The following is a 15,287-nucleotide window of genomic DNA, read 5'->3' as shown; positions in this document are numbered from 1 at the left end:
TCTTCAGGGATTTGCGATGAGCAACAACGCCCCCGCTTCTTTTACCCCGCCAAGCCTGTTGCTGTGCACCATCGGTCTGTCGCTGGCGACCTTCATGCAGGTGCTCGATACCACGATTGCCAACGTGGCGTTGCCGACCATCGCCGGCAACCTGGGGGTCAGCTCCGAGCAGAGCACCTGGGTGATTACCTCGTTCGCAGTCAGCAACGCGATTGCCTTGCCGCTGACCGGCTGGCTCAGTCGCCGCTTTGGTGAGGTGAAGCTGTTTCTGTGGGCAACCATTCTGTTCGTGATGGCGTCGTTTTTGTGTGGCATTTCCCAGTCCATGCCGGAACTGGTGGGGTTCCGGGCGTTGCAGGGCATGGTGGCCGGTCCTCTGTATCCGATGAGCCAGACATTGCTGATCGCGGTTTATCCTCCGGCGAAAAGGGGCATGGCGCTGGCATTGCTGGCGATGGTGACGGTGGTTGCGCCTATCGCCGGGCCGATCCTCGGTGGCTGGATCACTGACAGTTACAGTTGGCCGTGGATTTTCTTTATCAACATCCCCATCGGCCTGTTTGCGGTACTGGTGGTGCGTTCGCAGATGGCTAAAAGGCCGGTCAGCACTGCTCATCAACCGCTGGATTACATCGGCTTGCTGGCCTTGATTGTCGGTGTCGGCGCGCTGCAGATAGTGCTCGACAAGGGCAATGATCTGGACTGGTTCGAGTCGAACTTCATCATCTTCGGTTCGCTGATTTCGCTGGTTGCGCTGGTCGTCTTCGTGATCTGGGAAATGACCGACAAGCCCCCGATCGTTAACCTGCGGCTGTTTGCCTACCGCAATTTCCGTATCGGTACGCTGGTCATGATCGGCGGCTATTCAGGCTTCTTCGGTATCAACCTGATTCTGCCGCAGTGGTTGCAGACCCAGATGGGCTACACCGCGACCTGGGCGGGGCTGGCCGTCGCGCCGATTGGCATCCTGCCGGTGCTGATGTCGCCCTTTGTCGGCAAGTACGCGCACAAGTTCGACTTGCGTCTGCTGGCAGGGCTGGCGTTTCTGGCGATGGGGCTGAGCTGTTTCATGCGTGCCGGCTTCAATACTGACGTGGATTTCGAGCACGTGGCGCTGGTGCAGTTGTTCATGGGCATCGGTGTGGCGCTGTTCTTTATGCCGACCCTGAGCATTCTGTTGTCCGACCTGCCACCCAATCAGATCGCCGACGGCTCGGGGCTGGCGACCTTCCTGCGCACCCTGGGCGGCAGCTTTGCGGCGTCGCTGACCACCTGGATCTGGATCCGTCGCGCCAACCAGCATCATGCCTATCTGAGTGAAAACATCAGCACTTTCGACCCGACAACCCGGCATGCCCTCGACAGCCTGGGCGGCGCGAGCCCGCAGGCCTACGCACAGCTGGAACGCACCCTCAACGCGCAGGCCTACATGATGTCCACGGTGGATTATTTCTACCTGCTGGGCTGGGTATTCGCGGGGCTGATACTGCTGGTCTGGCTGGCCAAACCGCCGTTTGGCGCCAAGGCGGGGCCAGCGGCGGGGGGCGGGCACTAGTTGCTATGCGCCTGGCTGAACCGAGCCTTGGCCAAACCGCCCCAGGGCGCTTTTAAACCGCGATGGCACTGACGACGCAGAGTGCGACTGCATTACCACGCGGAGCTTGGGAACGATAAATCAAATGCCGTCTTCGCGAATAAGCGAAGCGTCGCCGTTCTGCTCCCGCGCCCAGCCAGACCTCAATGCCGCCAGAACGCCGGCACACACAGCACCAGCACGGTAATGATCTCCAGGCGGCCGAGCAGCATGCCGCCGGAGAGAATCCACTTGGCAGCATCGGGCAAGGTAGAGAAGTTGCCCGCAGGCCCAATCACCTCGCCCAGCCCCGGCCCTACACCGGATACGGTGCTGGCAGCCCCGGTCAGTGCGGTCATCCAGTCCAGCCCGAGCAGCGACAACATCAATGCGATCAGGCAGATGGTGATGGTGAAGAAAAACGAAAAGGTCAGAATCGAGCGAACGATTTCGTCGTCCAGTCGATGGCCGTTGTATTTCTGCTTCATCACCGCGCGTGGGTGAATCAGTTGATTAAGGTTGGTCTTGAGCAGGATATAGGCGACCTGAAAGCGGAAGATCTTCACCCCGCCCGCCGTCGAGCCCGAACAGCCGCCGATGAAACCCAGATAGAAGAACAGCATCAGCGAGAAGTTGCCCCACAGGCTGTAGTCACCGAGTGCAAAACCGGTAGTCGTCACCACCGACGTCACGTTCAGGGCCACGTGACGCAGCGCCTCGGTCCACGGCAGGTCGGTGGTGTTGGCGTACCAGACGGTCATTACCAGCCAGGTGACCAACAGCAGCCCGATCAGCCCCTGCACCTGCTCATCCTTGATCAACGCCTTGCGATTACCGCGCAGGGTCGCGACATACAGGGTAAAGGGCAGGCTGCCGAGGATCATCACCACAATCGCGACCCAATGCACCGCAGGCTGCGGCCACTTGGCCAGCGACAGGTCGGAGGTAGAGAACCCGCCCGTGGAAATGGCCGACATCGCATGGTTGATCGCATCGAACAGGCTCATGCCCGCCGCCCAGAAGGCCAGGCTGCCCAGCGCGGTAAAGCCGACATAGGCCAGCACAATGAACTTGGCCACCATGTGCGAGCGGGGCATGACCTTTTCCGAGCGGTCCGACGATTCGGTCTGGAACAGGCGCATGCCACCAATGCGCAGCAACGGCAGAATCGCCACGGCCATACCGATGAAGCCGATACCGCCAAGCCAGTGCAGCATCGAGCGCCAGATCAGAATGCCCGGTGACATGCTGTCCAGATGGCTGAGTACGGTCGAGCCGGTGGCGGTGATGCCTGACATGCTTTCAAAGAACGAATCGGTGTAACTGATGTGCTGGGTCAGCAGAAAGGGCAGGGCGGCGAAGATACACACCACGATCCAGCTGGAGACGGTCAGCATGTACATGTCCCGCGGGCGCAACTGGACGTTGTCGGGGCGTCCGGGCACCACCAGCGCCAGGCCGGCGATAAAGGTAATGGCGCTGGCCCACAGGAACTCGCGCAGGTCCTCGAAACGGTCGTAGATGACCAGCGTGGCCATGGGCACGATCATGGCGACAGCCAGGGTGATCAGGAAGATGCCGATAATGAAACCGATGATGCGAAAGGTCGGCAACGACATGAATGGCTCGGGCGGGTATGAGGGAAGGCGCCATTCTACCCGCGCTTGAAGGCATGTAAACCAGTGCAGCCAGGGGCAGGGTTCGACAGAGTGGGTAAGGAATTGTCCGTCGCACTCGTTATTGACGGTAAACAGGCTCTAGAATGCTCGATCACTTTTCAAGGAGACCGCCCATGCAGGCGCTCGACGTTTTGCTCAATCGCGTATCGGTTCCGCGACTGGTCGACCCGGCCCCGGATGCTGCGCAGCGGGAAATCATGTTCGGTGCGGCGCTGCGCTCACCGGATCATGGACAGCTCAAGCCTTATCGTTTCCTGACCGTCGAAGGCCCGGCCCGTGAGCGCATGGGCGAGCTGCTGGTGGAAGCGCTGCAGCAAAGTAGCGGTGAGATTACCCCGCAGGCGCTGGAAAAGGCCCGTCTGGGACCGTTGCGCGCACCCTTGGTCGTGGTGATCGCTCGCTTGCAAGACCATTTCAAGGTTCCGCGTTCGGAACAACTGATCACCGCCGGGTGCGCCGCCCACGGCGTGTTGCTGGCGGCATATGCACTGGGTGTCGGCGCGGTCTGGAGGACGGGTGAGCTGTGCTATACGCCACACGTCGCCAAAGGGTTCGGGCTTGAGGCCGACGAAGAGGTGATTGGCTTTCTATACCTCGGCACCCCGCAGAACCCGCCGCGCGAAGCCCCGAAAGTCGACGTTGGCGGGTTTGTCAGCGAGTGGCAAGGCTAAACAGATGATGAGCTGAGCGGTTCTCTGGGCAGATCCAGCGTGGCAATGAAGCCGCCGTCCGGGTGATTGCCCAGTATCAGGCTGCCGCCATGCCGTTCCGCTGCGCGTTTGGCGATCGCCAGCCCCAGGCCGTGTCCCGGCGTCGTCTGGCCGGGGGCGCGGTAAAACGGCTCGCCCAGTTGTGCCAGATGTTAGTCGGCAACCCCCGGGCCATGATCGCGGACGCTCAGACGGACGTAATCGCCGACCTGAGTTGCCTGCAGATCGATGCGCTGACCGGTGGAGTTGAAGCGCAGCGCGTTGCGCAGCAGGTTGTCCAGCGCACGTTCGATCATGTCCGGCCAGCCTTTGAGCTGCTGGTTGTCCTGCACCTCGACGCGAATGTTCTGGTCGATACCGTCCAGTTGGGTGTCGTTCTTCAGGCGCTGCAGCAGGGCTTCGAGGTCGACGGGCTCAGGGCCGCGAAGCTCGGCGTCGAGGCGCGCCAGGGCCAGAATCTCGCTGATCAGCGCCTCCAGCCGGTCGCATTCACGACCCAGCCGTGGCCAGAGCTTTTCCCGCTCGGCAGGCTCCGCACGTTCAGCCAGCGCCAGGGCGATACGCAGCCGGGCCAGTGGCGAACGAAGTTCATGTGACACATCACGCAATAGCTGCCGCTGGCTGCCGATAAGGCTTTGCAGGCGTGCGCCCATACGGTTGAAGTCAGTGGCCAGTACGCCGAATTCGTCACGCCGATTGGCCAGTTGGCCGAGGCTGTGCTGTTGATAGCTGGTCTGCCCCAGATCATGCACGGCGCCGCGCAGACGGCTCAGCGGTCGGGTGATCGAGAGTGTCACGAACAGGCTGAAAAGGGTCAGCACCACCAGTGCAATGCCCAGCGCACTCAGCGGCCACATCAGGCTCTGGCGATGCCACTCGTCGAGCTCCGGGTGTGGAACGCGGTAGATGAACAGGTACGTTTCACCGGTTTTCGGGCTGCTGTATTCAGTGGCCAGGCGGCGCCAGGGCAGTTTGCGGCCCTGATCCTCGTCGGCCTGCTGTCGGGCTTCCAGCGCGGCGGCGCGCGGCGGGAAAGTGCCACGCACCATAGGCTCGCCGCTGTCGCTGAGCACCTGAACGTCGATACGATTGCGTCGTTTGATGTCCTGAAGGAAATCCTGAGCGTTATCCGCGCCCTTTTCCTCGAAGCGCTGTGTCCATTGTTCCGGCAGTGAGTTGAGCACCGGATGACGATTGAGAATCCATGCGTCCTGATTGAGCATGTGCCCGACGAGCACCGACAGGCCTCCCACCAGAGCAATGGCCAGCCAGAAGCTGGCCAGGATTCGCCAGAACAATGAACGCACAGGATTTCCTCGGTCTCAGTAAAAAAGCCCGGCATGCGCGTGCATGCCGGGTTGTGTTCATCTTATCGGGCCGCGAGGCCTGATGATTACAGCGCTTTTGCCGCTTTTGCTGCTTTCCAGGCCTTGAACTCGGCCCATTCGGCGCGACGCTCATCTTCTTTCTTCTTGATTTCGTCAAACAGCTTCTACTGGTCAGGCCTCAGCAGTGCACGAACTTCGCTGTCGGTCTTGGAGCGTTTGGCTTCGATTTCGTCGTGCATTGCTTTCTGGTCGGCAGCAGGCATTTTTTCCAGGTAGCTCTGAGTGATTTCGCGGCGCTCGTGCCGTTGCTCGCGCATCAAGCGTTCGATCTGCTGACGCTGTTCACGTGTCAGGTCCAGCTCGGCCATCGGTCCCATCGGGCCAGGGCCGCGATCCATACGTGGGCCAGGGCCAGGGCCGCGGTCATCGCGATCCATGTGCATGGCAGGTGCGTCAGCATCCGGGCCACCGGCAGGTGGCGCTGGTGGTGCGGCCATGGCAATGGTCGGCAGGGCAGTGGCGAACATCAAAGCGATCAGGGTCTTGCGCATGGTGTATCTCCTTGTCTCTAGTGCGGCTCGATGCCGATGAGCCCAGTTTAGGGAGATCAAGGTCAAGCGCAGTCAGCGCTTGGTAAAGCTTGTGTAAGGGGGCAGTTGCTTACAAAGCATAATAATAGCCGCGGCTGCGCAGGGCGACGATGCGTGGACGACCGTCAGCGTGAGGGCCGATTTTCTTGCGCAGGTTGCTGACGTGCATGTCCAGGCTGCGGTCGTAGAGCGTCAGTTTGCGGCCCAGCGCCAGTTGCGCCAGCTCCTGCTTGTCCAGTGGTTCGCCGGGCTGGCGCATCAGTGCTTCAAGCAGACGGCTTTCGGAGACGGTGAGGGTCAGTTCCTTTTCGTCGACACTGACCACGCCGCGCATCGGGCTGAAGGTCAGGTCACCCAGTTCCAGTTGCGTAGACGACGCCACCGGGTGACTGCGACGCAGCACGGCGCGCAGGCGGGCGGTGAGCTCACGCGGGTCGCAGGGTTTTGCCAGGTAGTCATCAGCGCCCAGTTCAAGGCCCAGAATGCGGTCCAGCGGTTCGCCACGTGCCGAGAGCATGACCACCGGCAGGTCCGGGTGGTCATTGCGCAATTGCTTGAGCAGTTCCAGGCCGCTGCCATCAGGCAGCATCACGTCCAGCACCACGGCCGCCGGAGCTGCATCGGCCAGAGCCTGACGCGCACTGGCCCCGTCGTGACAGGCGCGCACCTGAAAGCCTTCCTGGCTCAGCCAACTGCTCAGCAGTTCGCACAGCTCCTGATCATCATCAATTAGTAACAGCTCGCTCATGACTCACTCAATTTAGCCACTGCCGACGTTGCCTACGCCAACCGCTGACCAATATACCGCACAGAAGGGCGAACATCGCAACGCCACCGCCTGCGATGAATCATTGTTGCTGCTCTGTCAGCAGGCGCGGGGGCGCTGCGGACAGTGCTTCTTTGAGCTGCAACTTGAGCTTTTGGTTCTCCTGGCGCAAACGTGTCAACAAGGCGTTGTCGCGTTCCGGATCGACGTTTTGCAACTGCCGTGTCAGCTCGTCGCGCTGACGCTCGCTGTCCTTGAGCCGCAACTGAAGGTCGGCAATCTGATTGGCGGGGCTGGGCAGGTGCAAAGGCTGCACTGCGCCGCTCTCATTGACCGTCTCGGCGTTCACCTGAAACCCCGTCGCCATCAAAACTGCCAACAGACACCACGTACCTGAACGCATCTGAACTCCCTTTTACCGAGCCGTATAAATTCGCACATTGAGCAGGGTATCGGCAGGGTGTAAGGAAGGATGAGCAAGAGGCGGGGTTCAATACGGCTCTGCCTCGGTTGAGGCAGAGCGCGTAAGGGTGTCCGAGGAGGTGATCAGGGCAGGACGAGCTTGAATGGCTTGACCACGACATTGGCATAAACGCCTGCCGCAACATATGGATCGGCTTCGGCCCACGCCTTGGCGGCGCTTTGCGATTCAAACTCGGCCACGATCAGGCTGCCGCTGAAACCGGCAGCACCCGGGTCGTTGCTGTCGACTGCCGGGTGTGGGCCGGCCAGCACCAGACGGCCTTCATCCTTGAGCGCGTTTAGGCGCTCAAGGTGTGCCGGGCGCACGCTGAGGCGTTTTTCCAGCGAGTTTTCGACGTCGGTGGCGATGATTGCGTAGAGCATGTCAGTCCTCGGATTTGGTCGTATTGGGTGCGGTGTCGTGCAGATGGCGTGACAGGTAGATCCCCTGGCCGACCAGGAAGATCAGGGTCATGCCCAGGCTGCCGAATACTTTGAAGTCGACCCAGAATTCCTGATAGGTGAAGGCCACGTACAGGTTGGCCGCGCCGCAGAACAGGAAGAATACGATCCAGGCGATGTTGAGCCGGGTCCAGATCGCCGCTGGCAGGGTCAATGCGTGGCCCATGATGCGCTGGATAAGCGGGCGGTCACCGATGAAATGACTGCCGGCGAAAGCCACGGCAAATAGCCAGTTGACCACCGGGGCTTTCCATTTCAGGAAGGTTTCGCTGTGGAAGGCCAGTGTCAGACTGCCAAACACCAGACAGGCGACCAGTGTGAGCCACTGGCTTTTTTCCAGCTTGCGCTGTTTGAGGTAAAGAATGCCGTAGACCACCACCGAACTGATGATCAGCATCGCCGTTGCGCTGAAAATGCCGCCTACCATATAGGTATTGCCGAGGATATCCACGGCACGCGGCTCGGTTTTGTAAACGATGAAAAACAGGAGCAGCGGGATGAAGTCGATGAATTGTTTCACAATGGCAGCCAGAAGCAGGATGTGGCGGCATAATAACAAACATCAATGAACACGAAAGCACCACTATGAATGTTGACCTGCACTGCCACAGCACCGCTTCCGACGGGGCGCTCTCGCCCACGGCACTGGTTGCCCGTGCTCATGAAAACGGCGTGCGCGTCCTTTCGCTGACCGACCACGACACCCTCGAAGGGCTTGAAGAAGCCCGCGCGGCAGCGCATTCATTGGGCATGCAGCTGGTCAACGGGGTGGAGCTGTCCTGCACCTGGGGCGGTGCGACCATCCATATTCTGGGCTATGGATTCGATACCCAGGCCCCGGCGCTGACTGAAGCTATCAGCCGTTTGCATGAGGGACGCTGGCTGCGTGCTGAAGAAATCAGCCGCAAATTGGCGATCAAAGGTATGCCTGGCGCGCTGGAAGGCGCTCGCGCGATCCAGCAGGAGCTGGGTGACAGCGGTAATGCGCCTGCTCGCCCGCATTTTGCTGACTTCATGGTGCGCGCAGGTTTCGTCAAGGACCGCGCCGAGGCGTTTCGCAAATGGCTGGGTGCTGGCAAACTGGGCGATGTGAAGCAGCACTGGCCAACGCTGGAAGAAACCGTCGCCACCTTGCGGGCATCGGGTGCATGGGTCAGCCTCGCGCATCCTTCACATTATGACTTTACTCGCAGTAAACGGCGTAAACTGGTCGGCGATTTCGTCCAGGCCGGTGGGCACGCCATAGAAGTGGTCAATGGCATGCAGCCTGCCGATCAGGTGGGGACCCTGGCCATCCTTGCACGCGAGTTCGGTCTGCTGGTTTCTGCCGGCAGCGACTTCCACGGTCCTGGCAACTGGGGCGAGATCGGCACTTATCGTCCCGTGCCTGAAGATCTACCGCCTTTGTGGTGCAGATTCAAACATGAACAGCCTACTGCCGCCGTCTGAACAGGAAGTTACCGTGAGTCAATTTTTCCAGGTCCATCCGGAAAACCCGCAGCCGCGCCTGATCAAACAGGCCGCGGAAATCATAAAAGCCGGCGGGCTGGTGGTGTACCCGACAGATTCGTCCTATGCGCTGGGTTGCCAGATCGGTGACAAGAGCGCCATCGAGCGTATCCGCCGCCTGCGTCAGCTGGACGACAAGCACAACTTCACCCTGATGTGCTGCGACCTGTCGCAACTGGGGCTTTTTGCCAAGGTCGACACCGGCGCTTTCCGTGCCCTCAAGGCTCACACCCCAGGGCCTTACACCTTTATTCTCAACGCCACCCGCGAGGTGCCGCGCCTGGTGCTGCACCCCAAGCGCCGCACTATTGGCCTGCGCGTGCCGAGCCATCCCATTGCCCAGGCCTTGCTCGAGCAATTGGGCGAGCCGCTGATGAGCGTCAGCCTGATCATGCCGGGTGACACTGTGCCGCTCAGCGATCCCTACGAGATGCGCCAGATTCTCGAGCATCAGGTGGACCTGATCATTGATGGCGGGATCGGCGGTATTTCGGCGTCCACAGTCATCAACCTGGCTGGCGGAGAGCCAGAAGTGGTTCGGGTTGGCTGCGGTGATCCAACGCCGTTCGGTGAACGCGCTTAATGACCGTCGTCGAGTCCGTCGACAGCCAGGCAGACGCCCAGCAGGAGCTGCCGTTCGCGCTGGTCTACGGGCGTGCGGTCACGCAGATGCCGCTGGACCTGTACATTCCGCCCGATGCGCTGGAGGTCTTTCTTGAAGCGTTCGAGGGGCCGCTCGACCTGCTGCTGTACCTGATCCGCAAACAGAACATCGATATCCTCGATATTCCCGTGGCCGAGATCACCAAGCAGTACATGGGGTACGTCGAGTTGATGAAAACCGTGCGCCTGGAGCTGGCGGCCGAATACCTGGTCATGGCCGCCATGCTGGCTGAGATCAAGTCGCGCATGCTGCTGCCGTGCTCGGCGGAAGTCGAAGAGGAAGAGGGCGACCCGCGCGCCGAGCTGATTCGCCGCCTGCAGGAATACGAGCGCTTCAAGGCCGCTGCTGAAGGTATTGACGGCCTGAGCCGGGTCGGCCGCGATGTCATCGTACCGAAACTGGACGCCCCCGAAGCCCGTGCGCGCAAGTTGCTGCCGGATGTCAGTCTTGAAGAAGTGCTGATGTCGATGGCCGAAGTGCTGCGCCGCGGCGACATGTTCGAAAGCCATCAGGTCAGCCGCGAGGCGCTGTCGACGCGTGAGCGCATGAGCGACGTGCTGGAACGTCTCAAGGGCAGCGGTTTTGTACCGTTCGCCGAGCTGTTTACCGCAGAAGAAGGGCGTTTGGGTGTGGTCGTGACATTTATGGCGGTGCTGGAGCTGGTCAAGGAATCCCTTGTCGAGCTGGTCCAAAACGAGCCCTTTGCGGTGATCCATGTCCGGGCGCGAGCCGAGTAGAGCAAGAACACACCCATGAACCTCAACGAACCGCGTGAACTGGCCCCGTTGCTTGAAGCCTTTCTGCTGGCCTCCGGAAAGCCGCAGACACTGGAGCGGCTGTATGAGCTGTTCGAAGAGGGCGAGCGTCCCGAACCGCCGATTTTCAAAAAAGCGTTGGAGGTGCTGCGTAAGTCCTGCGAGGGGCGTGCTTTCGAACTCAAGGAAGTCGCTTCGGGGTATCGCCTGCAGATTCGTGACCGGTTCTCCCCTTGGGTCGGACGGTTGTGGGAAGAACGGCCGCAGCGTTACTCCCGCGCCATGCTGGAAACCCTGGCTTTGATCGCTTATCGCCAGCCGATCACGCGGGGCGAAATTGAAGACGTGCGCGGTGTTGCGGTGAACAGCCACATCGTCAAGACCCTGCTGGAACGCGAGTGGATTCGGGTGGTGGGCTATCGTGACGTGCCCGGTAAGCCGGCGATGTTTGCCACCACCAAGGGTTTTCTGGATCACTTCAACCTCAAAAGCCTGGACGAGCTGCCGCCGCTGGCCGACCTGCGCGAGATGGAAACCGAGCCGGTCCTGGATTTCGAAGACGCCCCCGTACCCGCGCACCTGCAGGCCCTGGCCGACGCCAGCCTCGATCCGGAAGCGGAACCCGAAGCACCTCGCGACGAAACCAGCTTCCGCAGCCTGCTGGTGGAACTGGATTCGATGGAGCAAGGCCTCAAGACCGACTTCGACGACCTGCTGCGGGCGGAGCCAGAGCCAGAGCCAGATCCAGATCCTGAAGACGACAAAGGCGACGATGAGGTCTGATTGACTATCGCTCCCACGCTGAAGCGTTCAGCGTGATACACAAGTCTCGTGGGAGCGAGCTTGCTCGCGAAGGCGATGGTGCAGGCTCGCTATTTTCGGATTCTGTAAGGGCCCTTTCGCGAGCAAGCTCGCTCCCACAAGACCTGTATGTAGCCATGAGCGTTCTGCGTCCTCTTGATACCTCGTCCTGGAGCGTGCAGCGCACTTCGGTCGAATTCATACGCCTGACCAGAGTCACAAACTATATCCCTCGCCATGAGACCCGCTGCCCATGAGTTCGACCAAGAACCCCTGCATCAGCCTGTGCAAGTTCGATGATGATATCTGCCTGGGCTGTGGCCGCAGCAAGCGGGAAATCAAGGCCTGGAAGAAACTCGACAAGGATGACAAGCGCACGGTACTCGAGGAGTCTGCCAAGCGGCTGGCGAAGCTCAAGACCGCCGGTCGTAAAAAGAAGAAGTGATTCGGGCATTTGCCACTGACGCTGGATGCGTAAACCGACGCAGGGGCGTATGATGGCCGACCCTCGGCGATCAAGTGTCGCCCGGGCTTTCAAGTATTTCGCCCTGCCGCTATCCACAGCGTGCCGGGCACAGGTCTTGCCGGTTCTCGGCCAGCCCTGATTCGACACACCGGGAGGTGCCCAGATGAGTGAAAAAGACAAGCAGGACAGCCAGGAAATCGGACCCGCAGGCGAAAAGCTGCAGAAGGTTCTGGCGCGCATTGGCGTGGGTTCACGCCGTGACGTAGAAGCCTGGATTACCCAAGGCCGCATCAAGGTCAATGGCAAGGACGCGACCCTCGGTCAACGCGTCGACCTGCATGACGCCTTCAGTGTCGATGGTCGCGTCATCAAGCGCGAAGAAGCAGCCGAAACGGTTCGCCGCGTGATCATGTACAACAAGCCCGATGGCGAAATCTGCACCCGTGACGACCCTGAAGGTCGTCCGGCCGTGTTCGATCGTCTGCCGCGCCCGAAAGAGGGTCGCTGGATCAACATCGGCCGTCTCGACATCAACACCACCGGTCTGCTGATGTTCACCACTGACGGTGAACTCGCCAACCGTCTGATGCACCCGTCGTTTGAAATGGACCGCGAATACGCGGTTCGTGTGCGTGGCGAAGTCGATGACGACATGCTGCTGCGCCTCAAGAATGGTGTGATTCTTGAAGACGGTCCGGCACGTTTCACCGACATCCAGCAGGCACCAGGCGGCGAAGGTTTCAACCACTGGTATCACTGCGTGGTAATGGAAGGTCGTAACCGTGAAGTGCGCCGTCTCTGGGAATCCCAGGGGCTGGTGGTCAGCCGTCTGAAGCGCGTGCGTTACGGGCCGGTGTTCCTCAACTCCGACCTGCCGATGGGCCGCTGGCGCGAAATGAGCCAGTACGAAGTCGACATTCTGGCTGCCGAAGTCGGTCTGCAACCTGTGGCCCAGCCGCAGATGAATGCCAAGACCAAAGACAAGATGGAACGTCTGCAGCGTCAATCGTCGCGCCCTCTGGGCAAAGGCGAGCGCGTTCGCACCTTGCGTCCGGCTGCTGGCGCTCCGGCGACTGGCGACCGCGCACCGCGTCAGCCGCAAATTACCGGCAGCGAACGTGATCGTCCGCGTGGCGGCGACTCCACGCAGCGTCCTTCGCCGCGCAAGGACTCGGGCAAGCCCGGTTCTCGTGCACCGCGTCCGGCAGACAACAGCCGTGGCACACCGGTCGCCGAGCGTCCGAGCGAGATGAATAAGCGCCCGGCCAAGCCTGGGCCAAAGCGTGTCGGCATCAAGCTGGTCAACGACGATGCGCCGTCAGGCAAGCGTCGCGGTCCACCGGCAGGTTCAGGTCAGCGTCCAGGCTTCGGTCGTCGCAAGCCTGAGTGATCCTGTGGTGTGAATGAATGGCATCGCCAGCCCCCAGGGCTGGCGTTGTCGTTTTTGGCGATGTGAAAAACCTTGTCATACAGCCCCGCTGCATTCATTTCCCTGTTTCAAACCTCAACCTGGATGCAGGTGTACAATGCCGCGCTTTTTTCTGTGAATCATTGCTGCTCAATACTTCGGATCACCCGTCCGGGGTGCTGCAATTCTGTTGCGTCACAAGCGCGGCAGTTCCTTTTCGGTCACAGAACAAGAACAATCAGGTAGCTATCGAATGAGTGAAACAACTGCACCCTCGGGTGAATTGAAGCGCGGTCTGAAGAATCGGCACATTCAGCTGATTGCTCTGGGCGGCGCTATCGGCACTGGCTTGTTTCTCGGCTCGGCGGGCGTGCTGAAATCAGCCGGGCCGTCGATGATTCTCGGTTATGCCATCTGCGGCTTCATCGCCTTCATGATCATGCGCCAGCTTGGCGAGATGATCGTCGAAGAACCCGTCGCCGGGTCGTTCAGCCATTTTGCCCACAATTATTGGGGCGGTTTCGCCGGGTTCCTGTCCGGCTGGAATTGCTGGCTGCTGTACATCCTGGTCGGTATGTCGGAGCTGACTGCTGTCGGCAAGTACATTCATTACTGGCTGCCGGACATCCCGAGCTGGGTTTCAGCGGCTGCGTTCTTCATTCTCATCAATGCCATCAACCTGACCAACGTCAAGGTGTTCGGCGAGACCGAGTTCTGGTTCGCGATCATCAAGGTGGTGGCGATTATCGGCATGATCGCGCTGGGCAGTTACATGCTGGTCAGTGGCAGTGGCGGCCCGCAGGCGTCGGTCAGCAACCTCTGGGAACACGGCGGATTCTTTCCCAATGGTGTCGGCGGGCTGGTCATGGCGCTGGCAATCATCATGTTCTCGTTTGGCGGCCTGGAAATGCTCGGCTTCACCGCTGCCGAGGCCGAACAGCCGAAGACCGTGATCCCCAAGGCGATCAATCAGGTCATCTACCGCATTCTGATTTTCTACATCGGCGCACTGGTGGTGCTGTTGTCGCTGACACCCTGGGACAGCCTGCTGGCCAGCCTCAATGCCTCGGGTGACTCCTATAGCGGCAGCCCGTTCGTGCAGGTGTTCTCGATGCTGGGTAGCGATGCGGCGGCGCATATCCTGAACTTCGTGGTACTGACTGCAGCGCTGTCGGTCTATAACAGCGGCACTTATTGCAACAGCCGCATGTTGGTAGGCATGGCCGAGCAGGGCGATGCGCCCAGGGCGCTGGCGCAGGTCGACAGGCGCAGGTCGACAGGCGCGGGGTGCCGGTCAAGGCTATCTTTGCGTCTGCCGCGGTGACCGTGGTGGCGGTTCTGCTCAATTACTTCGTGCCGCAGCAGGCGCTGGAGCTGTTGATGTCGCTGGTAGTGGCCACCCTGGTCATCAACTGGGCGATGATCAGCTATTCGCATCTGAAATTCCGCCAGCACATGAACCGTACCGGCCAAGTGCCGCTGTTCAAGGCGCTGTGGTATCCCTACGGTAACTACGTGTGTCTGGCGTTTGTGCTATTTATCCTCGGCATCATGCTGATGATTCCCGGCATCCAGATATCGGTTTACGCGATACCGGTCTGGCTGGCGGTCATGTGGGTGTGTTATCGAGCCAAGAACAGGCGTAGCGTTGTCATGAATGCCGAGACTGGTAAATAACCGTGCCTGGAGCAGAAAAGAAGATGCCCCGATGCTGGTGATTTCCAACAATGTCCATCTGCCGGTCGCCGAGATCGAGTTGACGGCCATTCGCGCCCAGGGCGCGGGCGGTCAGAACGTCAACAAGGTCTCCAGCGCCGTGCATTTGCGTTTCGACATCAACGCCTCGTCGCTGCCGCCGTTCTACAAGGAGCGGCTGCTGGCGTTGAGTGACAGCCGCATCACCAGAGATGGCGTGATCGTGCTCAAGGCCCAGCAATACCGCACTCAGGAACAGAACCGCGCCGACGCGTTATTGCGCTTGAGCGAGTTGATCGTCAACGCCGCCAAAGTCGAAAAGAAACGTGGTATGACCCCCGAAGGTTGGACGCAACCTTTGGAGGCGTCATGGGTAAATATACAGTGCAGGCAAAACTCGCAGCCGTGAAAGAATATTG

The 15,287-nt window shown here is 60.3% G+C and carries 12 protein-coding genes and 5 pseudogenes; 10 read left to right on the top strand and 7 right to left on the bottom strand.

The genetic code is table 11. From position 1 onward, the window contains the following. Positions 1-16 precede the first annotated feature (16 nt). Entirely contained in the window at positions 17-1,555 is a 1,539-nt protein-coding gene (locus tag AO277_RS17615; protein ID WP_044318425.1) for a DHA2 family efflux MFS transporter permease subunit, read from the top strand. Between the two features lie 182 nt (positions 1,556-1,737). On the opposite strand, the gene AO277_RS17610 is transcribed toward AO277_RS17615, so the two are convergent. Further along, on the bottom strand, positions 1,738-3,192 hold the full coding sequence (locus AO277_RS17610) for a TrkH family potassium uptake protein (RefSeq protein WP_004665905.1): 1,455 nt from the start codon (positions 3,190-3,192) through the stop codon (positions 1,738-1,740). Between the two features lie 173 nt (positions 3,193-3,365). Between AO277_RS17610 and AO277_RS17605 the strand changes: the two genes are divergently transcribed. Continuing rightward, positions 3,366-3,923, top strand: coding sequence for a nitroreductase family protein (locus tag AO277_RS17605; RefSeq protein ID WP_044318424.1), 558 nt, complete (start codon positions 3,366-3,368; stop codon positions 3,921-3,923). Here the strand turns inward: AO277_RS17605 and AO277_RS17600 are convergent. From AO277_RS17600 to AO277_RS17570, 6 genes and pseudogenes are all read right to left on the bottom strand, one after another. Then, a pseudogene (locus AO277_RS17600) lies at positions 3,920-5,269 on the bottom strand (sensor histidine kinase). The gene AO277_RS17605 and the pseudogene AO277_RS17600 overlap by 4 nt on opposite strands. Before the next feature lie 86 nt (positions 5,270-5,355). Continuing rightward, positions 5,356-5,841 (bottom strand): annotated as a pseudogene (locus AO277_RS17590) (LTXXQ domain-containing protein). Between the two features lie 109 nt (positions 5,842-5,950). After that, positions 5,951-6,628 (bottom strand): response regulator transcription factor, encoded by a 678-nt coding sequence (locus AO277_RS17585; RefSeq protein ID WP_002554461.1) that lies wholly within the window; start codon positions 6,626-6,628, stop codon positions 5,951-5,953. A 7-nt stretch (positions 6,629-6,635) separates the two neighbouring features. Then, positions 6,636-7,049: pseudogene (locus AO277_RS17580) on the bottom strand (SH3 domain-containing protein). Between the two features lie 143 nt (positions 7,050-7,192). Then, entirely contained in the window at positions 7,193-7,492 is a 300-nt protein-coding gene (locus tag AO277_RS17575) for a YciI family protein (RefSeq protein ID WP_002554459.1), read from the bottom strand. A 1-nt stretch (position 7,493) separates the two neighbouring features. Continuing rightward, positions 7,494-8,090, bottom strand: coding sequence for a septation protein A (locus AO277_RS17570; protein WP_002554458.1), 597 nt, complete (start codon positions 8,088-8,090; stop codon positions 7,494-7,496). 65 nt (positions 8,091-8,155) lie between these two features. Here AO277_RS17570 and AO277_RS17565 point away from each other — a divergent pair, with 65 nt between their 5' ends. The 8 genes and pseudogenes from AO277_RS17565 to arfB form a co-directional block, all read left to right on the top strand. After that, positions 8,156-9,019: a PHP domain-containing protein gene (locus AO277_RS17565; protein WP_002554457.1), complete on the top strand. Its 864-nt coding sequence runs from the start codon at positions 8,156-8,158 to the stop codon at positions 9,017-9,019. A gap of 13 nt (positions 9,020-9,032) precedes the next feature. After that, positions 9,033-9,662: an L-threonylcarbamoyladenylate synthase gene (locus AO277_RS17560; RefSeq protein WP_002554456.1), complete on the top strand. Its 630-nt coding sequence runs from the start codon at positions 9,033-9,035 to the stop codon at positions 9,660-9,662. Then, positions 9,662-10,480, top strand: coding sequence for a segregation and condensation protein A (locus tag AO277_RS17555; RefSeq protein ID WP_044318423.1), 819 nt, complete (start codon positions 9,662-9,664; stop codon positions 10,478-10,480). Before AO277_RS17560 ends, AO277_RS17555 begins: the two co-directional genes overlap by 1 nt. A 15-nt stretch (positions 10,481-10,495) precedes the next feature. Continuing rightward, positions 10,496-11,281, top strand: a complete 786-nt coding sequence (gene scpB / locus AO277_RS17550; RefSeq protein WP_044318422.1) for an SMC-Scp complex subunit ScpB — start codon at positions 10,496-10,498, stop codon at positions 11,279-11,281. A gap of 271 nt (positions 11,282-11,552) precedes the next feature. After that, positions 11,553-11,744, top strand: a complete 192-nt coding sequence (locus tag AO277_RS17545; RefSeq protein ID WP_002554453.1) for a DUF1289 domain-containing protein — start codon at positions 11,553-11,555, stop codon at positions 11,742-11,744. Positions 11,745-11,928: 184 nt separating this feature from the next. Next, positions 11,929-13,155, top strand: a complete 1,227-nt coding sequence (gene rluB / locus AO277_RS17540) for a 23S rRNA pseudouridine(2605) synthase RluB (protein ID WP_099259083.1) — start codon at positions 11,929-11,931, stop codon at positions 13,153-13,155. A gap of 271 nt (positions 13,156-13,426) precedes the next feature. Continuing rightward, positions 13,427-14,850, top strand: a pseudogene (locus AO277_RS17530) (amino acid permease). Positions 14,851-14,881: 31 nt separating this feature from the next. Continuing rightward, positions 14,882-15,205 (top strand): annotated as a pseudogene (arfB, locus tag AO277_RS17525) (alternative ribosome rescue aminoacyl-tRNA hydrolase ArfB); the annotation flags it as partial. Positions 15,206-15,287: the final 82 nt, after the last annotated feature.

It is taken from the genome of Pseudomonas amygdali (genome assembly GCF_002699855.1).
GTDB lineage: Bacteria > Pseudomonadota > Gammaproteobacteria > Pseudomonadales > Pseudomonadaceae > Aquipseudomonas > Aquipseudomonas amygdali.
The sequence above is the reverse complement of the archived record's forward strand: the minus strand, read 5'-3'. Positions and strand labels throughout refer to the sequence as shown.